Raw genomic sequence first — 23,895 nt, forward strand, 5'->3', positions numbered from 1 at the left:
GGTTGATCAGCCGACCTTCATCCGTCCGCCTCCTCGATGGCAGTGCGGCTACCAGGTCACGGGCAGTTCAGTGACGCCGCCGGTGATGGTGGTGCGCACCTCCAGTTCGTCGATGTCCTTGGCCAGGCGTAGGCCGGGGAGGCGCTGGGCGAGGGTGGCGAAGACGATCCGGAGTTCGGTGCGGGCAAGGCTGGCGCCGATGCAGAAGTGCGAGCCGTGCCCGAACCCGAGGTGGGCGCGTTCCTCGCGGTCGGGGTCGAAGGTCTCGGCGTTCGAGTAGGCGGCCTGGTCCCGGTTGGCGGCGTTGATGGACAGGATGACGGCATCGCAGCGGTGGATGGTGGTGCCTGCGACGTCGAGGTCGGTGTGGGCGTAGCGCAGCAGGCCGAGGTCGCCCGGTGCTCCTAGGCGCATGATCTCCTCGATGGTGGCGTTGACCCGGCCGGTGGGATCGGCGGTCAACGACTGCCACTGATCGGTGCGGGTGAGCAGTAACAGGGTGCCCAGTCCGATGCGGTTGACCGTGGTCTCGTGCCCGGCGAAGAGCAGTCCGACGCACAGGCGGACCATCGCGTCGTAGTCGAACTCTTCGTCGGCGCTCTGGGCGCGCACGATGTCGGAGATGATGTCCTCGCCCGGCTCGGCGCGTTTGCCCTCCGCCAACCCTGCCATGTACTTGCCGAACTCGGCCCGCGCCTGGTGGGCGTCGTCCCCGCTGGCGTAGCTGGCCATGCGATCGGATAGCGACCGGAAGTGCTCGCGATCGCTCTCGGGCACTCCCAGCAGCTGGCAGATGACCGCGACCGGCAGCGGGAAGGCCAGCCCGGCGTGCAGGTCGACGATCCCGTCGGGCGCGGCGTCGTGCTCGGCGACCAGCTGGTCGATGTAGTCGTCGACCAGGTCTTGCACGTGACCGGAAAGCATCCGCATCCGCTTGGCCGAGAACGCCGGGGTCAGCAGTCGGCGCATCCGCGCGTGGTCGGCTTCTTCGGTCTCGTAGTTGCCCGTGGGGCCGTCCTGCACCGCGGCGGTCGTGATGCGCGATGCCCGCTCCGGCTCGGGGTGCGACCGCCCCAGTCGCTTGTCGCTGAGCAGCTCGCGGACCTCGTCGAAGCGCGTGACCAGCCAGGCGGGGTCACCGGCCGGGGTGGTGACCGGCATGACCGGCGCTTCTCGGCGCAGCACCTCGTACAGCGGTGCGAGATCAAGCACGTTCGGCCTCTCGAAGGGCAACTGCAGGCGCTCGGCGGCAACGCTCATGGCTTCCTCCTGTGGTGTCTCACAGCACCGTGAACCGCTCCTAACCCTACCGATTAATGACAGTCACTGCCAATAATGTTGAGTCGGTTAGGGTGTGCCAACGCGCAACCCTCGATCTGCTGGTGGAGGTGCCCGTGGTTGAGCGACACGACCGCAGGATCCGCCGCGGGCGTCCACCGGTGAGCGACCAGCAACGCCAACAGCAACGGCTCGACATCTCCCGCCACGCAGTGCGGCTGTTCCGCGAGCAGGGCGTGGCCGCGACATCAGGCGAGCAGATCGCAAGGGCCGCCGGGGTGTCCGAGCGCACGCTGTGGCGCTACTTCCGCAGCAAGGAAAGCTGCGTCGAACCGCTGCTGACGAAGACGATCGACGCTTTCCAGGAGGTCCTGCGCACCTGGCCGCCCGAACTGGAGCTGGCCGAGCACCTGCGCGCGGCCTACACGCCCGTGCTCGACTCCTCCGACTCCGACGTCGCGGCGGTGCTCGCCGTGGTCCGCATGACGCACGACGAGCCCGCGCTGCGCGCCGCCTACCTCGTGCTGCGGGAGCGCGACGAGTCCGCCTTCGCCGACGTGCTCGCCGAGCGCATGGGCATGCCCTCCGACTCGCTCGAAGTCCGCATGCAGGCCGCCGCCACGAGCGCGGCGCTGCGCGCGGCGACCGACCACCTCGTTTCCATTGCCACCGAGGGAATTTCCCCGGCAACCTTCAGCGAACACCGCGAACGCCTCGCCGACGCTCTCCACCTCATCACGCAGGTGCCCACTCGCCGCTAACAGCCCTGTACCAGCGCTTCAACGACGGGTGCACCAGTGCCGCGGCCTTGTCCGCATCGCCCGGTCAGCTGGTGTAGGAGATGAATCCACCGACAAGGGCGCCGTAGAGGACATGTCCCAGAAGACTGACGATCGGTGTCACCACTCCGTAGTTGAGCAAGAGGAAACCTGGCGGTTCGAGCAGCGCGCTCTGGGGAGCGCTGGTCAGGTTGGTTCCCATCCGCGGGTGCACCACCGGCAGCAGGAGGTTCACCAGTGCGGTGCCGGCGAACATGCCGTGGACCAGACCGAACAGCGCCCCCAACCACCAACTGCTGGTTCCCAGGGCGACGAACAGCCCGTAGTAGCCCAAGGCGAACAGCTCCCCGAACACGAAGTGCGCCAGGTAGCCAAGGGCTTTCGCTCGGGAGCGGTTGACCGTTACGCAGGTGCCGAGCAGGAAAGGGATGTCGATGCGGGTCAGTTTGAGCTCATTCGCCGCGCGCAATGCCGTGGTCAGCACCAAGGTGCCGATGAACCCGCCAGCGAGCGCTCCCCAGATCGTCACCGCGTCATCGCCTGCTCGGTGATCGCACAGGCCGCGCTGATCAACGCCAGATGGGTCAGGCCCTGCGGCATGTTTCCGAGGAACTCCCCCGTGTTCGGGTCGATTTCCTCGCTGTAGAGGCCCACGTCGTTGGCCAGTCCGACCAGTTGGTCCATCAGCTCCGCGGCCTCCCCGAGGTGGCCGCAGCGAGCCAGGGCCTCAGCCAACCAGAACGAGCAGGCCACAAACGCCCCCTCAGTCCCCTGCAGACCATCGTCACCGCCGTAGCGGTACACGAACGGTCCGTGCGCCAGGTCGCGGCGGATGGCCTCGATCGTGCCATGCATCCGAGGATGCTGCGGACTCGCATAGCCGCGCAGCAGGCCGAGCAAGACGCTGACGTCCACCTCCTCGGCGTCGGCGCTGCGCACGTAGCTGTTCAGGTTCTCGCTCAGACAGCGCGTTTCGATGAAATCTTCGATCACGGCCTGCTCACGTCGCCACGCGGGTGCGTGCCGGCGGGAGAGCAGCCCGCGTTCGGCCAAGCGCAGCGCGCGGTCGAGAGCGATCCAGCACATCATCTTCGACTGGGTGAAATGTTGGGGCGGACTGCGGACTTCCCAGATCCCCTCGTCCGGTTGCCGCCAGCTCGCGCACACGAAATCGGCCACCCTTGCCAACCGTCGAGCGATGTCGGGATCGAGCTGACCGCTGGCCGTCGCATACAGCCAGGCCGTCTGCAACAGTTCGCCGTAAGTGTCCAGCTGCAGCTGCTCGGCTGCCGCATTGCCCACCCGCACCGGCGCCGACCCGCGGTACCCCTCCAATGCGAGCACCCGCTCGGGTGCGCCGACCCCTCCGTCGAGCCGGTACAGCGGGCGCAGGCGCGGCTCGTTGAACTGGGTGGCATGCATCAGCCACCAGAAGTAGGCCTGCGCCTCGCTGGGGCACCCGAGTGTGAGAAGGGCGTCCAGTGTGAAGACGGAATCCCGCAGCCAGGAGAACCGGTAATCCCAGTTGCGTTCGCCGCCGATCTCCTCTGGAAGCGACGAGGTCGCAGCAGCGGCCACCGCGCCCGACGGGGCGAACACCAGCAGTTTCAGCGCCAACGCACTGCGCGTCACGGCTTCCTGCCATCGCCCGGCGCAGGCGCGATCCCGCAGCCAGGCCCGCCAACGGTGGCCGGTCTCCTCCAGCCGCGCCGCGCACTCCGCTCGTGCGGGCACCACCAGCGGCTCCTCGTGCGCGAAGCTCAGCGCGAGATCCGCCCGCGAACCCAGCCGGATCTCGAAGGCGCCTTCGATCTCGTCACCGGCGCACACCGGCTCGCCCGCACCCCAGGTGCACACGGCCACCGCGTCTGTACCGGCCGACGCCACCGGCAAGCCTGCTCGCCGGCTGATACATGGGCTTGCGGCGCCGTAGCCGAAACGGGGCTGCACGCTCCAGCGCATGGGTACTGCCCCGGACAGTCCTTCGACCTTGCGGACCAGTTCCCGGGTGGGCGTCAACGCCGCTCCGGGCAGTGTCAGAGCGTCGGTCACCCGGACCGCGCCCGCGGCCGTGGTAAACGTCGTCTCCACGACGTTCGTGCTCGGGAGGTACCGGCGGCTCACCTGATAGGGCAGCTCCGGTTGCAGGGCGAAACAGCCTCCCCGACGCGCGTCGAGCACTGCGCCGAAGACCGTCGGCGAGTCCAGGTCCGGCATCGTCAGCCAGTCCACCGAGCCGTCCCGGGCGAGGAGGGCAACGGTGCGCCCATCGCCCAATGCCGCGTACTCCCGCAGCGGCGCGTACCCCTCCCAACGAGGCGCAGCGACCCGTGGGCCGTTCCCGAGATCGGACCCGATCATCGAACCCTCCGAGCCGCCGACGGCGTGCCGCACGAGGGCTTCGCCTGGCTGCGCCGGCACGCGCCGGTGAGCTGGCAGGAGGAGCACGAGATCGGCGACTGGCCGGCCGGGCCCGGGTTCTGGGCCGTCACCCGGTACACCGACGTCGTCGCCGTGCTGAAGTCCGCCGAGGTCTACTCGTCCTGGCTGGGCGCCACGCAGATCCGCGATCCCGACCCGGGGGACCTGCCGTTCATCCGCAGCATGATGCTCAACCTCGACCCGCCGGAGCACGGGCGGTTGCGCCGCCTCGTCAGCCGCGCGTTCACACCGCGGCGGATCGACCGGTTCCGGCACGAGGTCGCCGAGCGGGCCCGCCAGCTGGTCGACGAGGTGATCGAGCGCGGCGAGTGCGATCTGCCGGTGGAGGTCACCGACGACTACCCGCTGCGCAACCTCGCCGACCTGCTCGGTGTGCCGGAGTCGGACCGGCGGATGCTGCTGGAGTGGACCAACCGGGTGATCGGCTACCAGGACCCGGAGCACTCCGAGGTGACCCGCGGCCCGGACGGCAAGCCGGTCAACCCGCGCTCGCCGACGATGCTGGCCGACATGTTCGCCTTCGCCCAGGACCTCGCGGCGTTCAAGCGCCGCAACCCCGCCGATGACGTGATGACCGCGCTGGCTACCGCCGAGCTGGACGGGCGCGGGCTGGCCGACGCCGAGCTGGAGATGTTCTTCTTCCTGCTCTCGGTGGCCGGCAACGACACCGTGCGCAGCGCGCTGCCGGGCGGGATGCTCGCCTTCGCGGAGAATCCCGACCAGTTGCGGCTGCTGCGCGACGATCCAGGGCTGCTGGACTCCGCCGTGGAGGAGGCGCTGCGCTTCCACCCACCGGTGCTCAGCTTCCGCCGCACCGCGACCACCGACACCGAGCTGGGCGGTCAGCGCATCGCCGCCGGGGACAAGGTCGTGGTGTTCCACTGCTCGGCGCATTTCGACGAGCAGCAGTTCCCCGACCCGCACTGCTTCGACGTCCAGCGCACGCCCAACGACCACGTCGCCTTCGGCAACGGCCCGCACGTGTGCCTGGGTGCGCATTTCGCCCGGCTGCAGCTGCGGGCGTTCTACCACGAGGCGCTGTGGCGGATGCGCGATCTGCGGGTGACGGGGCCGGTCGAGCACCTGGTATCGAACTTCATCAACGGGATCAAGCACCTGCCGGTGGCGTTCACGCCGGGTAGCAGGTGATCGAGGGCGGGCCCTAGGCACGCGCCTTATGGTCGTGCGGTGACCACCGCTGTAGCCCTGCGCTCCCGGCCGGGACGCTGGATCCTCGTCGCCACGATCCTCGGTTCCGGTGTGGCGTTTCTCGACGGTTCGGTCGTCAACGTCGCGTTGCCGGCGATCGGCCGGGACATCGGCGGTGACCTCAGCGTCCTGCAGTGGGTGCTGGACGCCTATCTGCTCACGCTCAGCGCGTTGTTGCTGCTCGGCGGGGCGCTCGGCGACCGCTACGGCCGCCGCCGGGTGTACGTGCTCGGGTTGGTGCTGTTCACCCTGGCGTCGCTGGGATGCGGCCTGGCACCCGGCGGCACGGCATTGATCGTCGCACGCCTGCTGCAAGGCGTCGGCGGAGCGTTGCTGGTGCCCGGCAGCCTCGCGCTGATCAACTCCGCCATCCGGCACGACGACCGCGGCGAGGCGGTCGGCCGCTGGGCCGGGTTGACCGGCATGTCGTCGGCGATCGGTCCGTTCGCGGGTGGCTGGCTGGTGGACGCGGCGTCCTGGCGGTGGGTGTTCTTCATCAACGTCCCCATCGCGGCAGCGGCGCTGCTCGCGCTGCGGCACGTGCCGGAGAGCCGAAACCCGGCTGCGGCCGGTCGCCTGGACGTCTACGGCGCGATCGCCGTGACCGGCGGCCTGGCCGGCGCCGTGTACGCCCTGATCGAGATCCCGACGAAGGGGCTTGACGCGGTCTCCGCGGGAGCGGCCGTGGTGGGCGTGGTCGCACTGGTGGCCTTCCCGCTGATCGAGATGCGCCACCCGGATCCGCTGCTGCCGCTGTCGTTGTTCCGCTCCGCGCAGTTCACCGGAGCGAACCTCACGACCTTCACCGTCTACGCGGCACTGAGCGGTGCGTTGTTCCTGCTGTCCCTGCAGTTGCAGCAGTCGATGGGCTACCCCGCGCTGGCCGCCGGGATCGCGACGTTGCCGATCACGATCATCATGCTGCTGATGTCCGGCCGCGTGGGTGCTCTCGCGCAGCGCACCGGCCCGCGCGTGCCGATGACCATCGGCCCGCTCATCTGCGCGGTCGGCCTGGCGCTGATGACATGGGCGGTGCCCGGCAGCACGTACCTGAGCGGCGTGTTGCCGGGCGTCCTGGTCTTCGGCGTCGGCCTGTCCATCACGGTGGCGCCGCTGACCTCGGCGGTACTCGCCTCGGTCAGCCCGGACAACGCCGGTGTCGCCTCGGGCGTGAACAATGCCATATCCCGTCTGGCCGGGCTGCTCGCGGTCGCGGTGCTCCCGGTGATCGCCGGGTTGTCGCACACCGGAACGGGTGCCCCGCTCGGCCCCGGCTTCGGCCAGGCCATGCTGATCTCTGCGGCCATGTGCGCGGCCGGCGGTGTACTTGCGTGGCTGACGATCGACCGCGGGCGGAAGGTCGACACCTATCCGCTGCCGGGTGTCAACCACGCCTGCCAGGACCCCTGCACCTGCCAGCTCGGCAAGAACCGCGGCCAGGCCACCTGACCCGGCAACCGATCTGTCCTCAATGGACTCAGCTGATCCGGACCCCGCGCACCGCCGGGAGTCCTGTCATGCGGCGGAGGTCCCCGCGGTCAGGCGGTGCATCCGCAGCAGCCACAGCTCCAGCTCGGAGAGCTGGCCGTCCAGGCTCTCGCTGCCGTACATGTCCGGGCTCGCGCGCAGAGTCATCAGCTCTTCCCAGCGCCGTTCCATCTGCTCGACTAACTCCCGCAGCGTCACCTGGTGCCCCTCTCCCCGACGTGCAACACCGTCGATGACGGTACGGGGCTGCCGTGCACGCGCGGTAAGGCCGAAAGTCACGGTTTCACCCGATCTTCCGGAACCGATTCGGGCCACTGCGGGCACCGCGTGTGGTGTCATCGGTGCATGAGACGAGGGCGCCGAGGCCACCCCTGCGAACCCGACACCAGCCGGATCGGCTTGTGGCGCTGCGACGAGTGCGGGCAGCAGTGGGAGATCCACGGCGTGGCCGACAACCCGCGGATCCGCAAGGTCAGCCGGGTCGGCTGGTTCTTCGCCAAGCTGCTCGGCTGACCGGCGGAGGCCCTCACCGGTCGAGGGCGGGCGGAAAGCTGCCCTGACGGGTCAGCGGGGCAGGCGCGAGGCCAGCAGCACGATCAGCCCGCCTGCGACCGGAATGATCACCAGCCCCACGCGCAGGCTGACCGCATCGGCGAGCAGCCCGACGACGGGCGGCACGGCCAGCACCCCGAGCCGGTAGACCCAGCTGACGACCACGATCCCGGCACCGGAGGACAGGCCGGGGAGTTCGTCCGCGGCGTGGAACCCGGCCGGGATTATCGTGGCGACCCCCCAGCCCGCCACCGCGAATCCGACCAGCGTCATGGGGATGGACGGCCAGACGAGCGCCGCACCGACGCCCACGAGCACCATGATCCCGCCGATGCGGGCCACCGCCCGGTTGCCAAAGCGGTCCACCAACCGGTCGCCGGAGAGCCGGCCTACCGTCTGCGCGGCCTGCAACGCGACGAACGCCAGCCCCGCCAACACCGGGGCCGCGCCCAGCGAATCGCGCATGTACACCGCGCCCCACGAAGCCGCCGTGTCCTCGACCAGCGCCGCCGCAGCGCACAACAGGCCCAGCGCCAGCAGGGCGAGCAGCAGTGTGAAGCGCGGCCGGGCTCGCGGTCTCCTTTCCCGTTCGGCGTCGTCATGTCCGGGCAGCAGGAACCGCGTGGTGGTGATCGCGACGGCGGACAGCACGACGGCGGCGCCGCCGAGATGCACCGGTAGCGGTAGGGCCGCTCCCGCTGCCAACGAGCCTGCCAGGCCGCCGATGATCGCGCCGACGCTCCACATGCCGTGGAAGGAGTTCACGATCGATCGCCTGTAGCGCCGCTGCACCCGAAGCCCGTGCGCGTTCATCGCCACGTCCACAACCGCGTCCATCGCGCCCGCGAAGAACAGGGCCGCAGCCAGCTGCCACCACTGCGCCGCCAACCCGATCAGCACGAGATCGGCGGCCAGCAGCACCGAACAGCCGACCGCGACGCTCGCCGAGCGCCATCGGGCCAGGATCGGCCCGGCAAGCAGTCCCGCGACCAGCGAACCCAGGGCCAGCGCGGCGATCGTGGTGCCCAGCGCGGCGTTGGACAGCGACAGGGCGTCCTTGAGCTCCGGGTAGCGGGGCACGACGCTGGCGAAGCTCGCGCCGTTGAGCAGGAACAGCGTGGCCACCGCCAGCCGCGCCGCCACCGGCCGCCGATCGGTCGCGACTTCGGGCATACCCTTCCCTCCTCCGGAGTCCTCGACGATCATGCCAAAGGCCAGCCGGCTCGCGCTCCGGGTCTTCTTGTTCATGTGCGACGCTAAGGTCGTCAAGGCAGATCTCGAACTAGAGTCCACAGTGGAGGTTTCGTGAGCGTGCCGGCTGCGCTGTCCACCGGGTCCGGGAAGTACCTGCTGCGCCGGGCGACCGCCGACGACCTCGGGCCGATCGTCGAGCTGCTGGCAGCCGACCAGCTCGGCGCGACCCGGGAATCCGCGGCCGAGCTAGAGCCCTACCGGCGGGCTTTCGAGGCGATCGACGCCGATCCTGCGCATCTCCTGCTGGTCGCCGCGACGCCGGGCGGCGAGGTCGTGGCGACGATGCAGCTGACGTTCATCCCCGGACTGGCCCGGCGGGGCGCGTTGCGGGCGCAGATCGAAGCGGTCCGCGTCCACGAGCAGCACCGCAGCCACGGCCTGGGGCGCGAGATTTTCGAGTGGGCCATCGCCGAGTCCCGCGGGCGCGGCTGCATGCTGGTCCAGCTGACCACCGACAAGAAGCGCTCCGACGCGCACCGCTTCTACGACCGGCTCGGCTTCGAGGCCTCGCACGAGGGCTACAAACTCCGGCTCTGATCACCGGTTACGCTGGCGGGGCGATGCGACGCAAGCTCAAGTCTCCGCTGCCCCAGCAACACGGCCTGGACCCCGTCCGGTTGCGACTGCCCGCCGACGGCCACTGGGCCACCGTCCGGGACCACCTCGTCGACCGGATACCTAAGCTCGCCCTGGAACGCATCGACGCCATGCTGCGCGAGGGCCGGATCGTCGGCGTCGACGGCCCGCTCGGGCCCGACGCGCCGTTCACGCCCGGCGGGTTCATCTGGTTCCACCGCGACCTGCCCGACGAGGTACCGGTGCCGTTCGGCCTGGACGTTCTGCACCGCGACGACGACCTGCTGGTCGTGGACAAGCCGCACTTCTTGGCCACCACACCCCGCGGCGGGCACGTCGTGGAGACCGCGCTGGTGCGGCTGCGGCGGGACCTCGACCTGCCGCGGCTCAGCCCGGCGCACCGGTTGGACCGGCTGACCACCGGCCTGGTCATGTTCGTGCTCAAACCCGAACTGCGCGGTGCCTACCAGACCCTGTTCCACGACCGCTTGGTGCGCAAGGAATACGAGGCCGTCGCCCCCTTCGACCCGGGTTTGGCGATGCCGCGCACGGTACGCAGCCGGATCGTCAAGCATCGCGGCGTGCTGGCCGCTCGAGAGGAACCCGGCGAGCCGAACAGCGAAACGCGCATCGAGCTGATCGAGCATCGCGACGGCCTCGGCCGCTACCGGCTGCTGCCGCGCACCGGCCGGACCCACCAGCTGCGCGTGCACCTCAACAGTCTCGGTATCCCGATCGTCGGCGACGACCTCTACCCCACCGTCCGCGACCGCGCCGCCGACGACTTCACCGCTCCCCTGCAGCTCCTCGCCAAGGCGCTGGAGTTCACCGATCCGATCAGCGGTCGGCGGCGCCGCTTCGAATCCCGCCGGATCCTGGCGAGCTGGTCCGGCGCGGACGGTCATTCGGCTCCGGCCGGATAGCCCTTGTTCAGCTTCGCGCCGCTCCTGGCGGGACGATCAACCGTCTTCGGGAGTGGGCAGGGCTTCCTCGGCGATGCCGAGGACCGTGCGTAGAGCGGCGGAGGCGTTGTCGGTGCGCCAGGCAAGCGCGGCGTGCAGCCGCATCGGCGCGCCCGCCAGCGGCCGGTACACGGTGCCACTCTGCTGGATGTGCTGGCAGGACGTCAGCGTCAGCGTCACGCCGACACCTGCCGCGACCAGCGCGAGGATCGTGTAGGAATCCGGCGCCTCCTGGACCACGCGCGGGTTGAAGCCGGCCGACACGCACGCCTTGACCAACGCGTCGCGCACCGTCGACCCGGCGTTGGACGGGAAGCTGACGAACGGCTCGTCGGCCAGGTCCTCGATCGGGATGCTCTCCCTTGCGGCCAGCGGGTGATCGGTCGGGAGCACGCAGATCAGCTCCTCCACCTCGATCACCCGGGTCTGCACGCCGGGCGTCGGCGAGCCCACCTGGTTGACCGGCAGCCGCACGAAGCCCAGGTCCAGCGAACCGTCGGCCACCTTCGCCAGCGCCACGTTCGCGTAGGTCTGGCCGCGCATCACGAGATTCAGGCCGGGGTGCGCGGCGCGGACCGCGCGGGTCAGCCGCGGCAGGGACTCGTGGCTTGACGCGCCGGCGAAGCCGACGGTGACCCGGCCGTACTCCCCGCGCCCGGCCGCTTTCGCCGCGCGCACCGCGATGTCGACGTCGTCGAGCGCCGTGCGGGCGGGCTCCAGGAACGACTCGCCGGCGCTGGTGAGCCGCACGGACCGGGTGTTGCGCTCGAAGAGCTGGACGCCGAGCTCCTTCTCCAGCTGCCGGATCTGCTGGCTCAGCGGCGGTTGCGCCATCTGCAGCCGCTTGGCGGCCCGGCCGAAGTGGAGTTCTTCGGCGACGGCGACGAATGCGGTCAGGTAGCGCAGCTCCACGATCGACCTCTGCTCACCCCACGCCCGGGGAATCCATAAGAAATGCCTCTTGATCCGCCACTAATTCAGTATTAGACAGCTATCAATGCCTGGCTGGCAATGTGACGCGTACCCGAAGCGAACACCGGGCAAAGGCGCACGTCATCGGCGAGATGCGATCAAGGAAGGACTTTGCCAGACTAGAACCCATGTTCGATTACTTGCGTGCGCAATCAACGCTCCGCAGAGCGCACGCCGGCCACGGGCGGGGCTGACTGTCCGTGGTAACGCAAGCACAGCTCCGCCAACGGCGAACCGACCACGACCTCATCGCCCGGGCCGCCGAATCCGTTCGCCGCCGGGCCCGTCGCCAGCAGGCCGAGAGCGCGGTCGGCCGGGCGCCGATCGTGCCCTACGGCCGATATGTGCTGGTCGGTTTCCTCGACGAGCTCGCACTCGCCGCCGGCCGCGGCGAGCTGCCTGCCGGTGTCCGCCGAGTCGGCCTGGAACTGTGCGAAGAACTCCTCGGCGAAACCAGCGGTGACCCGCCGCAGCGGGCATGACCAAGTGGCGGGTCACCGGCGGAGAAGTCGGCCGCGCGAGCCTCGACGGCCGGAACTCGGCTCAGCCCGAAGTGGAGCTGCGATCGGGCGTTGCGGTGAAGCGGGCGGCATACCGCTTCTGCCAAGGGGTTTCGACCGCGTGGCCGTCGTAGTGTCGCTCACGGATCCATGCTCGCAAGAGCGCTCGCAGGTCGGTCTCCACGTCAACCAAGCAGTGCCGTGACGGTGAAAAGCACTGGCACGGACAGGATTGTCGACAGCAGGATCGATTCGCGGGCCAGCCGCACGCCCACGTCGTAGCGGGAGGCGTAGACGAAGAGGTTCTGCGCCGCCGGAAGCGCGGAGATCACCACCGCGGCGAACAACGACGCGCCTTCCATCCCGAACAGACCCGCACCGATCGCCCAGGCGATCACCGGGTGCACGACCGACTTCAACACGACCGACAGCAGCACCGGCCACCGCTCCGTGCCGCCCGCGGGCAATGCGCTGCCGTGCAACGAGATGCCGAACGCGAGCAGCACCGTCGGCACGGACAGGTGCCCGAGCAGGCCGATCGGCTCCAGCACCGGCGCCGGGATCCGCCAGCCGCTCAACGAGATCCCGACGCCGATCAGCGAGCAGATGACGATCGGGTTGCGGAACGGCGCGAGGATCCGCAGCCACGCCGAGGAACGCTCCCCCGCCTGCGAGAAGTCGATCACGGTCAGGCCGATCGGCGTCATCACCAGCAGTTGGAACAGCATCACCGGGGCCACCAGCGTCGCATCGCCGAGCACGTACACGGCGATCGGGATGCCGAGGTTGCCGGCGTTGACGTAGCTGGAGCACAGGGCGCCGATCGTCGTGCGGCGGATGTTCCACCGGAGCAGTACGCCGACCAGCACGAACAGCCCCGCGGCTGCGAACGTGCTCAAGGCGCTGACCAGCAGCGGGGTCGAGAAGATGATCGAGACGTCGGATTCCGACAGCATCTTCAGCAGCAGCGCGGGAGTTCCGACGTAGAACGACAACCGGGTCAACACTTCGCGCCCGTTCTCGCCGAGTGCCTTGGTGCGGCCGAGCAAGTAGCCGATCAGCACGATGGCGGCGATGACGCCGAAGCCCTCGATCACGCCACCCACGACGCCTCCGCTGCTGCGATCGCATCGAATCCACAGTGGACAAGAGTGGTGACCGAGCGTTGCCGGGCCGACCGCTGCCGAGCGCGAGGCATTCTTTTTTCTTCCGTGCTAAGGGGTTCCAGCGTTGGCCGCGCCAGCGGCACCGGCTGCGGCGGAAGTCCCGTCGGGTGCCGGTGCACCAGCACGCCTCAACGGTTAGCGATCCTAAGCGATCTAGGTCGCCTCCGCCCCTCGGACATGGCGATGCTCACATCGGATCACGCAGCGTCGCCGGCCGGGACCGGGCCCAGCGGGCTGAGATCGGTGCGGCCGCTGGAGCTGGGCGCGCCGCCGGGCAGCTTCACGGCCTTCGTCAGCGGTCCCGGGCTCCAAAGCCCCCAATGCGTTTCGGAGTGGACCTCCATCGCGGCCTCCGCCGGGAGCGCGTCGGACTGGTAGGAGTCCACCAGGTACAGCGAGCCCCAGTCGCGGTGCAGGTCGCCTTCGAGGTAGGTCGGCATCACGCGGACGCTGGCCGCCACGTTGAGCCAACCGAACGGGCCGCCCGCCCCCGGCGCCGACCAGCTCTGGCCCATGTCGCGCAGCATCCCGCCACCGGCGACCCGGAACCGCGGCATCTCCGCGATCCCGTTGTGCAGTCGCGCGAGGTTCAGGCACGGGTGCACCAGTGCGGCGGTCCATTCCACGAAGGCGGGGGCGTCGCCGATCACCTTCGTCATGCTGGTCAACTGCGGGACGCGCGGCGCGCTGACCGCCATCCAGCCGCCGCTGTCGATCTTCCGGTCCACGCCCACCACCCGGACCTTCGTCGCACCGTCCACGATGAACCGGCGATCCCACCACATGCCGCTGAGCTGGGCGATGTCGACGTGGCCCATGATCTCGAAGCCCTGCGGGGTATCCCGGCCCCATTCGACACCGAGCGAGTTCACGCCGGTGGCGTCGCCGCCGAAGGACAGCACGACCGGGGCTTCACCGCTGGTGGCTTGCGGCGGCAGGTCGTACCAGGGGGTGCGCAGCTCACCTGTGACGGGGTCGTCGGCGGAGAACGTGCCCCACACCGGCGCGTCGTCGCCGCCGAACCCGAACGGCGGGGTCCATTGCTTGCCCCCCGGGTAGCCGAAGCGGTGGAAGCCGACCGCGGTGGCAGCGAGGTAGTCGGCGGGCTTCGGCTTGGTGCGCCGGTTCGCCGACTCCGCGCTCTCCGCGGCCGGCTGGAACGGCGACACGGTGAGCACACCTCGCCGGGGATCGGTCTCGACGCCGACGTAGTCGGAGAGCCCGCAGCTGGAACCGGCTAGCTGCTTGATGTTGTCCGCGCCCAGGCTGTAACCGCCGCGCTGCCGCTGCATTCCCGCGGCGAACAGCGCCACCTCACCGAGCAGCAGGATCGCGCAGGTGATCGTCAGCGGAGCGGCGCCGAGGCTGAGCACCCGCCGTCGTGCGGCCGGCGTGATGACCGGGAGCTCGTCGTGCCGCAGGTGCTCGACCATGGCGACGACACCGGCCACCGCCGCTGCCGCCAGGAAGTACGTGCTCACGCTTCGCCCGTCGAGGCTCGGCGCCCGGTCGAACCACGGCACTCCCCAACCCGAGACGTACCACCACGAGTTCGTGCCGGTGACGGAGAAGGCGCAGATAACCATGAGACCGGCGAAGAAGCCCGCCCGGTTGCGCCGGGATCGCAGCACGGCCGCGCTCGTCGCCAACGCAGTCAGCGCGGCCACCACCGCACCGATCCCGGCGAGGATCCCGAAGTGGTGCGTGTGCTTCGTGGGCGTCATGGCCAGGACCACGAAGCTCAGCGCGGCCACCGCCAGAACGCGGCGGCTCGGGCCCAGCGCGGCGCCGCGGATCTTGTGCCGGCGCAGCAGCACCACTCCGCTCGCCACGAGGCACAGGACCAGCAGCAGCACCGGGAACCGGCGCGTCAACGACCCATCCGGCCACTGGCCGAACAGCCGGTCGTATCGGCTGAGCTCCTCGTACCACTGCTCGTTCGGGCCGAACTTGGTCTTCAGCGCCACCGAGTCCAGCACTGACTGCAGGGTCTGGTCGAAGAAGACGCCGACGAGGATCACCAGCCCGGCCGCCGCGACGGGGGCCAGCACCGGCAGCGCGCCGCGTTCCCGCACACGCTGCCACAGCATCCGGAGCAGCGGCTTCGCGGCCACGACGAACGGCAGCACCGCGACCATTCCGTGCGGGTTCGCGCCCAGGCCCAACGCCGCCGCGACGAGCCCGAGAGCGGCCGGAGTCAGCCGCCGGGTGGCCACCGCCCGCTCGACTGCGCAAAGCGCGAGCAGGAAGAACGCCACGACGACCGGTTCCGGCCGGAGACCGTTGTTGTAGGGCAGCCAGAATGCCAGGAACACCGCCGCCGCGGCCCAGCCTGCGGACTTGCTGCGCCCCACCTGCTGCCCGAGCCGCGGCAGCACGCCGCGGCTGACGAGCAGCCAGCTGACGACCCCGAGGAACAGCGCGGGCAACCGCACCCACGGCGTCGCGGGCGAGATCTGCACCCACAGCGCGTAGATCTCGTAGAACCACCCGAAGGGCGATTCCGGGTTGCCGAACCAGCGGAAGTAGTTGGTGACGTACCCTGCGCTGTCGGCCGCGCGCAGCATGGTCAGGATGTAGCCGTCGTCGGCGGTCATCGCGCCGATCAGCCACCACACGCCCAGCGCGCCGAGGACGACGACGTCGCGGACGTCCGGCCGCCACCACCCCGGCGGGACCAGGCGCGGCGCCCGCCGGATCTCCAGGCGGCGCAACGCGATCATCGAACCAAGGAACGCCAGGACGGCCAGCACCATCACGGCGACCTTCAGCGGAGTCGCCTGGCTCGCGAAGCGGTTGTCCACCCGCGCCTGGAAATCCAGGCCGCGAACGTCGTCGATCGCGGAGTCGAGCTGTGAGTGGATGCCGGTCAGCTGCGGCCGCTGATCACCGGGCACCGCGGCCAGCGGAAGCCCACCCACGCCGGCCTGCGTGCCGGCCGCGTCCGAGTGCACGGAGATGGAGCAGTCGCCCTCGGGCAGGGTGGCGGTGCCGGCCTGGTGCCCCTTCGACCAAAGCGTGAGCTGCCCGGCGTCGACCTGCAGGGTCATCCCGGTCAGCCCGCCGTACTCCGACGACGGCGCGTTCGTGGCGATCAGCACACCCGGCCCGTCGATGCGCGCATCCAGGCTCCGCGCCGCCGCGCACGGCACCTCCGCCGCGAGCCACAGCGGCGCGTGGCTGGCCAGCGGCGCCGAGACCGGTTTCGTGCCCTGCGCGGTCGGCCACTGCAACGTCGTGACCTCGTGCTCGACCGGCAGGAACGGCACCGCCAGCGCCAGCAGCGCGGAGAGCAGACCCAGGAATGCCGCCCAGCGACCGGCGGATTTCGACGCCCAACCGCGACGCGTGACCTGCACGGACCGCTGAGTCACGCGACCGCCACCTCTTCTTCCGGAAAGAACCCAATCCCGAAGAGCTTAATGAGGCACACTGCGGGACCGATAACCGGCGCGGCGATGATCGCACTGCGCCACCGGCACCGCACGTTTACCAACGCTTTCCGGTTCCCCACCGCACGACTTCTGGTTCGGCACCCAGCCGCTCCGCGGCTCTGCGGACCAGTGCACTGCCCGCGTTGACCAGCACCGGCCGCGCGGCGCGTGCCAGCAGCGGCAGGTCCGACAAGGCATCGGTATACGCCAGATCCCAGCTCGTGCAGCCCGCGAATCCGAGCTGCCGCACCTTCTCCGCGCCGTGGTTGTGCACGATGAAGCGACCAGCGGTGGGATCCAGCTGGGATGCGACGAGTTCTACCGCACCAAGTCCGATACCCCGCAGGTACGCGGACGCGAGCTCGTGTTCCGAAGCAGTCGCCACGACGACCCGCCAACCCGCGTCGCAGAGTCCGCGCAGGACCGCCACTCCATCCCATGCGACGCGAGACGAATTCGCCATCCGGTTCGCGAGGTCCCGGGCCAACCCGTCGTAAGCGGATCGTTCCATCCCCACCACCGCGCGAGTTGCCAAGTGGCGCAACACGTCTGGCCGCAGGTGCTCGTGGTGCCAGGCCCAGGCGAGGCGCGGGGCGCTCGCGGCGACCGCGAGCGCCCGCTTGGGAGACCGCCGGTAGCGGTGAATCGCCAGTTCGGCGAACGTGTCCGCCGCGTACAGCACGCCGTCGAGGTCGACGACGGCGGTTCCGGTGGTCATCGGCGCAGCGAGATGTGCACGTCGCCCTCGCCGGGGCGGGCGGCGTCGAGCAGCTCGCCGGGGATACGGAAAACGCGCCCCGGCGCGGCGGGCCACGGCAGGCGCTTCTCGGCCACCACCCGGCCGTTCTGGGTCACCACGACCCGCGGGAACCGCACGTACTCGTCAACCCAGGCCAGCAGCCGGTTGCGGGCGGGCCGACGGTCGCCGACCCGGCGCACCATCGGCGAGATCCACCGCAGCGGCTCGTCGGCGACGATCCGGATGCCCTTCTCCGAGGGGCGTCGGTTGCTGCGGAGGTGGTCCAGCACGCTCGCGGCGACCTGCTTGCCGTCCAGCGCCGCGATATCAGCGGTGTCGACCGGGTGCAGCACGTTCCCGGCGGCGAACACGCCGGGCCGATCGGTGCGCAGCTCGGTGTCCACCACCGGCCCGAGCGTGCCGGGGTCCAGTTCCAGCCCGGCGGCGCGGAAGAGCTCGTTGTCCGGGATCCAGTCGCCGGTGAACACCACGGTGTCGCAGGGCACCGTTTCGCGGTGTTCGGTGCCGAGATCTTCTACTTCGACGGCCCGCACCCGGTGCTTGCCGATGATCCGGGTGACCTTGGTGCGGGTGCGCACCGGAACCCGCAAGCCCAGCTTGCCCGGAACCGAGAACAGCGCGTAGGACTCGATCTTCGGCTGCTCGCTGGTCATCAGCACGGTGTCGCAGCCCGCGTCGCGCAGCGTCAGCACCGCCGACCAGGAGACGAGTTCGCTGCCGACGATCACCGCCTTGCTGCCGACCTCCCGGTGGTGCAGGTGAACCAGGTTCTGCAGCTGACCGGTCGTGTACACCCCGCCGGGGCGGTCGCCGGGCACCATCCGCGCGGTGCGCGGCCGCTCGCGCGCGCCGGTGGCCAGCACGATCGCCTCCGCGTGCACCTCGAACAGGCCCTCCGGGCTCGTCACCTCCAGCCCGCCGTCGGCCGACCAGCCGGTGACCATCGCACCGGTGCGGATCACCGCACCCGCCCGCTCGGCGCTGTAGACCATCCTCCGGGCGTAGTCCGGGCCGCTGTAGAACCGGTGCAAGTCGCGGATCCCGAAACCGGGGTGGGCGCAGTGCCGCGGGATGCCCCCGGCCTGCTGCTCCCTGTCCAGCAGCAGCACCTCGCCCGGCACTGCCGGCGCCAACTCCTGCGCCGCGCGCAGGCCGGCCGGGCCCGCACCGACGATGGCTACGGTCGGGGTGAGCCGCGTGCGTGCCGTGCTCATCGGCGTGCCTCCGTCTCGGTGTCCTGCAACATCCCGGTCACGTTCGCGCCGCAGAAGAACCCCTGGCAGCGCCCGTTCATGGCCCTCGTCCGCCGACGCAATCCATCCAGGTCGCACGGCGGGATCGTGCTGTTCAGCGCGTCCCGGACCTCGCCCTCGGTGACCCGCTCGCAGAAGCACATCACCTTGCCGTAGGCCGGGTCCTGCTCGATCCGGGCACCATCGGCGTAGGGCCGCAGGTAGGCCTCGCCGATGTTCGGCATCAGCGGCGGCTCCGGCAGGTTCGTGCGTTCCAGAAGCTCCAGACCGGCCCCGCCCAGCAACCCGAGCAGGTGCTCGGCGATCGCCATCCCCGAAGTCAAACCCGTGGAGCGGATACCCCCGGCGACCGCATAGCGCTGCCCGGCATCGACCTCCACGGTGTAGTCCGGGATGTCGCTGGCCGCACGCAACCCCGCGTACGTCGCGGTCACCTCCTCCTTGAGGAGTTGCGGCATGATCCGCTCCCCCTTCTCCCGCAGGAACTCGTACCCGTCCTCGGTGGTCGACGTGTCCCGGCGGTCGGTCATGTCCTCGGCCGTCGGGCCCAGCATCACGTTGCCGTAGATCGTCGGGGACACCAGCACGCCCTTGCCCAGCTTCGACGGCACCGGCAGCACGATCTTGTCCACCATCGGCCGCGTCTGCTTGTCGAAGACCAGCAGTTCGCCCCGCCGCGGGTGCAGGTGGAACCGGTCGTGGCCGAACAGCTCGTCGATCACGTCGCTGCCCAGACCGGCCGCGTTGATCACCCAGCGGGCTCGCACGTCGCCCCGGTTGGTGTGCAGCACTGTCTCGTCGGCACCGACGGTCACGGATTCGACGCGATGGGAGCGCAGCAGCCGCGTGCCCCGCCGGACCGCGTCCGTGGCCAGGGCGAGGTTCGTGGTCCACGTGCAGATGATCGACTCGCCCGGCACCGTCAAACCGCCCAGCGCTCCCGGACCCAACGTCGGCACCTGCCGGTACACCTCGTCCGGACCGACGATCTCGGTCTCGGCGTAACCGTTCTGCTCGGCCTTCTCCTGCAACCCCGGCAGTGCCGCCAGCTGCTCGTCGTCCCACGCCACCAGCAACGCCCCGGTCGGCTCGTACGGAATGCCCGTCTCATCGGCGTACGCCTTGAGCAGGTGGTACCCCCTGGCCACCAGCCGCGACTCCAACGTTCCCGGCTTGGCGTCGAAGCCGGTGTGCAGGATCGCCGTGTTGGCCTTGCTCGTGCCGTCGCCGACATCGCAGCGCGACTCGATCAACGCCACGTCGAGCTGGTGCCCCGACAGCAGCCGGGCGATCGCCGAACCGACGACCCCGGCACCGATCACGGCCACATCGACGATCCCCTTGTCGTGCGCCGAAGTCATGAATCCTCCTGAATCTTGCGATCACTGGTGAGCGCGGTGTCGACGGCGACGCGCCAGCGGGCGCGGAACGCGGCGGCGGTGTCGGCGCCCAGTTGCGGGGCGAAGCTGGTGCTCGGCGTCCAGTCGACGACCGCCTGGTCGAGCGGGAGCCCGGGATCGGCTGCGGCGCGGGCGAAGCCGGCCGCACCGAGCGCCGTCGCATGCGCCGACGGGTACACGTCGACCTGGACTTGCAGCAGGTCGGCGACCGCTTGCATCAGCACCCGGCTGCGGGTGAGCCCGCCGTCGACGCGCAGCCGCGACAGCGGTTTGCCGATGTCCCGCGCGGCGCAGTCGACGAGCTCGGCGACCTGGGCGGCGATGCCGTCGAGCACCGCCTTGACCAGATGTCCGGCTTCTGTGGACAGCGTCATCCCGCTGAAGCTCGCCCTCGCGTCCGGCGCCCACCACGGGGCCGACAACCCGGCCAGCGCGGGCACGCACAGCACACCGTCGCTGTCGGCGGTCGCGACGCGGTCCAGGTCCGATGCGCCCTGGATCAGCCCGAGGCCCTGCAACCACCGCACCGCTGACGCCGCGGTGGCGACCTGCCCGTCGAAGCAGTACGAAGTCCCGCCCCGCACCCGCCACGCCACCGAGGCGGCTAGCCCGGAGCTGGACCGGACCGGCGCCTGCCCCATGTTGGCCAGCAGGAACGCCCCGGTGCCGAAGGTGCACTTCGCCTCGCCGGGCGTCAGGCAGCGCTGCGCCAACAGCGCCGCCTGCTGGTCGACGACCAGCCCGCCGACCGGCGCCGGCTCCCCGAAGAGGGTCGTCTCGCCGATGACCTCGTCGTTGGTGACGATGCGCGGCAGGTCCTCCTCCGCCAGGTCGAACAGCGCCAGCAGTTCGGGATCCCACGACACCGAGTCGAGGTCGATGAGCAGCGACCGGCTGGCCGTGCTGGCGTCGGTGACGAACTCGCCGGTGAGCTGGCGGACCAGCCAGGCGTCCGATGTGGTCACCACGCCCTCGGTGGTCAGCTGCTCCCGGATCCAGCGCATCTTGGGCGCCGAGAAGTACGGGTCCAGCACAAGCCCGGTGCGCTCGCCCACCAGTTCCGCGGAATCCCCGCGCTTCGCGCATATCTCCGCGGCCCGCCGGTCCTGCCAGACGATCGCCTGGCTCAACGGCCGCCCCGTCGCCGGATCCCAGGCCAGCACGGTCTCGCCCTGGTTGGCCAGCGTCACGCACTCGACGGGCACCCCGGCAGCTGCGACCGCCTGCCGCCCGGAGTCCAGCACCGAGTCCAGCAGTTCCTGCGGGTCCTGCTCCACGCCACCGCCGGAGAGGTAGTGCGGGCGGACCGGCAGCTCGACGACGCTGAGCACCTGGTCGGCGCCGTCGACGACCATCGCTTTGGTCCCCGAGGTCCCCTGATCGATCGCCAGGACGGTGGTCATGACCGGTTCCCTCCCGCATTGCTCTCCGACTGCGGATCGGCGTCCAGCGCCTTGTCGATGTCGTGCAGGTCCGGCATCGTCAGGATCTTCGCGCCGTGACGCACCAGCAGGTAGATCAGGTAAAGCGCGCCGATGGCGAACATGACCAGCACGTAGAGCCAGGGTTCCGCGAACGAGGCGTCCCGGAAGATCAGCAGCTCGTAGGCCAGCCAGACGACCGCCAGCACCAGCACCGGGATCTCCAGGCGGCCGAGCTCGAAGCCCTTCGACGGCGGCAGGCTCCTGCGCTTGGCGACGTAGAGGACCACCGTAGCCGCGTAGATCAGCGCCGGCAGCAGCGTCGCGGCGGAGAACAGCGAGAACAACGCCTGAGTGGACCGGGCGAAAAGCGCCAGCACGATCTGGCTGACCACGAACATGAACACCGAGGCGTTCATCGGGGTGCCGGTCGAGCCGTTGATCTTGTTCAGCAGCTGCCAGGCGGGGAACCTCTTGTCCCGGGCCATCGCCCAGACCAGCCGGGCGCCGCTGAGCGAGATCACCAGGCCGCAGGAGAAGATCGAGACCACGACCAGCACCAGCAGCGCCTTGCCGACGTAGGAGCCGAGCACCCGGGCGATCACGTCCGCTACCGGGGTATCGGACTGCGCCAGCGCCACCGGGTCGCCGGCCAGCGCCGTCACCGCGACCAGGAACAGCATGCCGAGCACGCCGAGCCCGACCACGGCCTGCGCCATCGCCTTGGGCACCACCCGCGCCGGGTTCTTGGTCTCCTCGGCCAGGTTCGCCGCCGATTCGAAGCCGACGATGGTGAACGCGCCGAGCAGGAAACCCAGGGCCCACGGGCCGACCGAGGTCAGGCCGCCGAGCGAGAAGTAGCCCTCGCGCGGGATGTCACCGGTGCTGAACAGGGTGCTGAAGTCGAGCTGGCCGGTGACGCCGCCGACGACGAACAGCAGCACGGTCAGCGACACCATCCCGATCAGCTGGATGGTGACCGCCACGTTGTTCACCCGCTGCGTGGCCCGGGTGGACAGCGCCACCAGGATCGCTTGCAGCAGCAGCACGACCGCGGTGATGGCCCAGGCATTCTCGTTGGTGCCCTGGTACTGGAACAGCACGGGCAGGATCGTCGCGGCGATCGTGTAGTCCACGGCGACGACGACCACGCCGAGGAAGGTGAACGACACCCAGCCCATGATCCAGCCCAGGACCGGGTTGGCCAGCCGGGAGATCCACTGGTACGCGTAGCCGCTGACCGGGATCCGCGCGGCCAGCGCGCCGAAGATCAGCGCCACGCACAGCTGGCCGACGACCACCACCGGCCAGGTCCAGATGCCCATCGGCCCCGATGAGCTGAGCACCGAGCCGTAGGCGGTGAAGATGCCGGTCGCGATCGAAACGAACCCGAAGGCCACCGCGAAGGACGTGTACCAGCCGAGCTCGCGCTTCATCTCCTGCGCGTAGCCGAACTCCGAGAGGCCGTTCGCACCGCGCTCACCAGGCGTTGTCATTTCTGCCCTCCCTTCCCTGCTGCCTCGGACGGCGATGCCTCATCGGCCGGGGCGGAGTCCGCCTTCACGGGCCGGATGATCCGGCCACCGGCTTCGGCGACCGCCCGGACCAGGTCGGCAGGGGGTTCCTGGTCGGTTATGACGCCGGTGATCTGGTCGAGCGACGCGACCCGGTACGGGGCGACGCGTTGGTGCTTGGTGCTGTCGACCAGCGCGTAGCTCGCGGCGCAGTTGCGGATCATGATCCGCCGCACGTGGGATTCGTTGAGGTGGAAGTCGGTGAGCCCGGCCTCCGCGTCGAGCCCGCCGGAGCCCAGGAACGCCACGTCAGCGTGGATGTCCCGGAAGAAGTCCTGCGTCACCGGACCGGACAGGGCCAGGTCGCCGCGCCGCATCCGGCCACCGCTGAGATGGACCTCCGCACCCGGCACGTCGGCGAGCTCGGTGGCGGCCCGCATCGAGCAGGTCACCACCACGCCGGTGAAGTCCTTCGGGATGGCGCGGGCGACCTGCACGGCGGTGGTGCCGACGTCGATGGCGATCGTCTGACCGGGCCGGATCAGCTCCGCGGCCAGTCGGCCGATGACCGACTTGCCCTCCTCCGCCGTGCTGGACCGCTCCACGTAGGGCGCCTCGTCGCCGAGGTGGCCGGTGCGCACGGCGCCACCGCGCACGCGCACCAGGACGCCCTTGTTCTCCAGTTCTGCCAGGTCGCGCCGGATGGTCTCGGTGGAGACGTCCAGCAGCTCGGAGAGCTCCACCGTCGAGACGACCCGGCCAGACCGGATTGCCTGGTTGATGCGGGCATGCCGCTCAGCAACGAGCATCCTTGACCGTTTCTGTGGCTATTTGTGGCTAACTGTGGATGAGTATGGAATTAGCTGGTAGCGGGCGTCAAGATGGGCCGATGTGAGCTGACTCTCGGCGCGCCGACGCTGGGCTGTCGCCAAGGC

Annotated in this window: 21 protein-coding genes; 7 read left to right on the forward strand and 14 right to left on the reverse strand. The window is 70.0% G+C overall.

Annotated elements, in window-relative coordinates:
- Nucleotides 1-48: 48 nt before the first annotated feature.
- Nucleotides 49-1,260, reverse strand: a complete 1,212-nt coding sequence (locus tag DL519_RS08565; protein ID WP_190813776.1) for a cytochrome P450 — start codon at nucleotides 1,258-1,260, stop codon at nucleotides 49-51.
- A gap of 134 nt (nucleotides 1,261-1,394) precedes the next feature.
- On the opposite strand from DL519_RS08565, the gene DL519_RS08570 reads away from it, so the two are divergent.
- Nucleotides 1,395-2,039: a TetR/AcrR family transcriptional regulator gene (locus DL519_RS08570; protein WP_223838574.1), complete on the forward strand. Its 645-nt coding sequence runs from the start codon at nucleotides 1,395-1,397 to the stop codon at nucleotides 2,037-2,039.
- Between the two features lie 64 nt (nucleotides 2,040-2,103).
- Here DL519_RS08570 and DL519_RS08575 read toward each other — a convergent pair whose 3' ends face one another.
- Together DL519_RS08575 and DL519_RS08580 are read right to left on the reverse strand one after the other, a co-directional pair.
- The gene (locus DL519_RS08575; protein ID WP_168588927.1) at nucleotides 2,104-2,586 is read right to left on the reverse strand and encodes a hypothetical protein; all 483 of its coding nucleotides are present in this window, start codon (nucleotides 2,584-2,586) and stop codon (nucleotides 2,104-2,106) included.
- Nucleotides 2,583-4,418 carry a glycoside hydrolase family 15 protein gene (locus tag DL519_RS08580; RefSeq protein ID WP_190813778.1) on the reverse strand — a complete coding sequence of 612 codons (1,836 nt, stop codon included), beginning with the start codon at nucleotides 4,416-4,418 and terminating at the stop codon, nucleotides 2,583-2,585. The genes DL519_RS08575 and DL519_RS08580 overlap by 4 nt, the downstream gene beginning before the upstream one ends.
- A gap of 24 nt (nucleotides 4,419-4,442) precedes the next feature.
- On the opposite strand from DL519_RS08580, the gene DL519_RS08585 reads away from it, so the two are divergent.
- Together DL519_RS08585 and DL519_RS08590 are read left to right on the forward strand one after the other, a co-directional pair.
- Nucleotides 4,443-5,648 carry a cytochrome P450 gene (locus tag DL519_RS08585; RefSeq protein ID WP_223838575.1) on the forward strand — a complete coding sequence of 402 codons (1,206 nt, stop codon included), beginning with the start codon at nucleotides 4,443-4,445 and terminating at the stop codon, nucleotides 5,646-5,648.
- Between the two features lie 39 nt (nucleotides 5,649-5,687).
- On the forward strand, nucleotides 5,688-7,157 hold the full coding sequence (locus DL519_RS08590) for an MFS transporter (protein WP_190813780.1): 1,470 nt from the start codon (nucleotides 5,688-5,690) through the stop codon (nucleotides 7,155-7,157).
- Between the two features lie 66 nt (nucleotides 7,158-7,223).
- Here DL519_RS08590 and DL519_RS08595 read toward each other — a convergent pair whose 3' ends face one another.
- Nucleotides 7,224-7,475 carry a hypothetical protein gene (locus DL519_RS08595; protein ID WP_190824602.1) on the reverse strand — a complete coding sequence of 84 codons (252 nt, stop codon included), beginning with the start codon at nucleotides 7,473-7,475 and terminating at the stop codon, nucleotides 7,224-7,226.
- Nucleotides 7,476-7,541: 66 nt separating this feature from the next.
- Between DL519_RS08595 and DL519_RS08600 the strand changes: the two genes are divergently transcribed.
- Nucleotides 7,542-7,709 carry a hypothetical protein gene (locus DL519_RS08600; RefSeq protein ID WP_170121583.1) on the forward strand — a complete coding sequence of 56 codons (168 nt, stop codon included), beginning with the start codon at nucleotides 7,542-7,544 and terminating at the stop codon, nucleotides 7,707-7,709.
- Nucleotides 7,710-7,760: 51 nt separating this feature from the next.
- On the opposite strand, the gene DL519_RS08605 is transcribed toward DL519_RS08600, so the two are convergent.
- Nucleotides 7,761-8,921 carry an MFS transporter gene (locus DL519_RS08605; RefSeq protein WP_223838576.1) on the reverse strand — a complete coding sequence of 387 codons (1,161 nt, stop codon included), beginning with the start codon at nucleotides 8,919-8,921 and terminating at the stop codon, nucleotides 7,761-7,763.
- 132 nt (nucleotides 8,922-9,053) lie between these two features.
- On the opposite strand from DL519_RS08605, the gene DL519_RS08610 reads away from it, so the two are divergent.
- Nucleotides 9,054-9,539, forward strand: coding sequence for a GNAT family N-acetyltransferase (locus DL519_RS08610; protein WP_223838577.1), 486 nt, complete (start codon nucleotides 9,054-9,056; stop codon nucleotides 9,537-9,539).
- Nucleotides 9,540-9,562: 23 nt separating this feature from the next.
- On the forward strand, nucleotides 9,563-10,501 hold the full coding sequence (locus DL519_RS08615; RefSeq protein WP_190813782.1) for a pseudouridine synthase: 939 nt from the start codon (nucleotides 9,563-9,565) through the stop codon (nucleotides 10,499-10,501).
- Nucleotides 10,502-10,537: 36 nt separating this feature from the next.
- Here the strand turns inward: DL519_RS08615 and DL519_RS08620 are convergent, their stop codons facing one another.
- Complete coding sequence (locus DL519_RS08620; protein ID WP_190813784.1) at nucleotides 10,538-11,452, reverse strand: LysR substrate-binding domain-containing protein; 915 nt, start codon at nucleotides 11,450-11,452, stop codon at nucleotides 10,538-10,540.
- 260 nt (nucleotides 11,453-11,712) lie between these two features.
- Between DL519_RS08620 and DL519_RS08625 the strand changes: the two genes are divergently transcribed.
- Nucleotides 11,713-11,994: a hypothetical protein gene (locus DL519_RS08625; RefSeq protein WP_190813786.1), complete on the forward strand. Its 282-nt coding sequence runs from the start codon at nucleotides 11,713-11,715 to the stop codon at nucleotides 11,992-11,994.
- Between the two features lie 203 nt (nucleotides 11,995-12,197).
- Here DL519_RS08625 and DL519_RS08630 read toward each other — a convergent pair whose 3' ends face one another.
- The 8 genes from DL519_RS08630 to DL519_RS08665 form a co-directional block, all read right to left on the reverse strand.
- Nucleotides 12,198-13,118, reverse strand: a complete 921-nt coding sequence (locus tag DL519_RS08630) for an AEC family transporter (RefSeq protein ID WP_190813788.1) — start codon at nucleotides 13,116-13,118, stop codon at nucleotides 12,198-12,200.
- 257 nt (nucleotides 13,119-13,375) lie between these two features.
- Nucleotides 13,376-16,552, reverse strand: a complete 3,177-nt coding sequence (locus DL519_RS08635; protein WP_190813790.1) for an arabinosyltransferase domain-containing protein — start codon at nucleotides 16,550-16,552, stop codon at nucleotides 13,376-13,378.
- 115 nt (nucleotides 16,553-16,667) lie between these two features.
- Nucleotides 16,668-17,330, reverse strand: coding sequence for an HAD family hydrolase (locus DL519_RS08640; RefSeq protein ID WP_190813792.1), 663 nt, complete (start codon nucleotides 17,328-17,330; stop codon nucleotides 16,668-16,670).
- Nucleotides 17,327-18,586 carry an NAD(P)/FAD-dependent oxidoreductase gene (locus tag DL519_RS08645; protein WP_190813794.1) on the reverse strand — a complete coding sequence of 420 codons (1,260 nt, stop codon included), beginning with the start codon at nucleotides 18,584-18,586 and terminating at the stop codon, nucleotides 17,327-17,329. Before DL519_RS08645 ends, DL519_RS08640 begins: the two co-directional genes overlap by 4 nt.
- A complete protein-coding gene (locus tag DL519_RS08650) occupies nucleotides 18,583-19,986 on the reverse strand; it encodes an NAD(P)/FAD-dependent oxidoreductase (RefSeq protein ID WP_190813796.1) in 1,404 nt (467 codons plus the stop codon). The genes DL519_RS08645 and DL519_RS08650 overlap by 4 nt, the downstream gene beginning before the upstream one ends.
- Entirely contained in the window at nucleotides 19,983-21,428 is a 1,446-nt protein-coding gene (locus DL519_RS08655; protein WP_190813798.1) for an FGGY family carbohydrate kinase, read from the reverse strand. The genes DL519_RS08650 and DL519_RS08655 overlap by 4 nt, the downstream gene beginning before the upstream one ends.
- Complete coding sequence (locus DL519_RS08660) at nucleotides 21,425-22,942, reverse strand: amino acid permease (RefSeq protein ID WP_190813800.1); 1,518 nt, start codon at nucleotides 22,940-22,942, stop codon at nucleotides 21,425-21,427. Before DL519_RS08660 ends, DL519_RS08655 begins: the two co-directional genes overlap by 4 nt.
- Nucleotides 22,939-23,769, reverse strand: a complete 831-nt coding sequence (locus tag DL519_RS08665) for a DeoR/GlpR family DNA-binding transcription regulator (RefSeq protein WP_190813802.1) — start codon at nucleotides 23,767-23,769, stop codon at nucleotides 22,939-22,941. Before DL519_RS08665 ends, DL519_RS08660 begins: the two co-directional genes overlap by 4 nt.
- Nucleotides 23,770-23,895: the final 126 nt, after the last annotated feature.

This window comes from Saccharopolyspora pogona, from assembly GCF_014697215.1.
Classification (GTDB): Bacteria; Actinomycetota; Actinomycetes; order Mycobacteriales; family Pseudonocardiaceae; genus Saccharopolyspora; species Saccharopolyspora hattusasensis.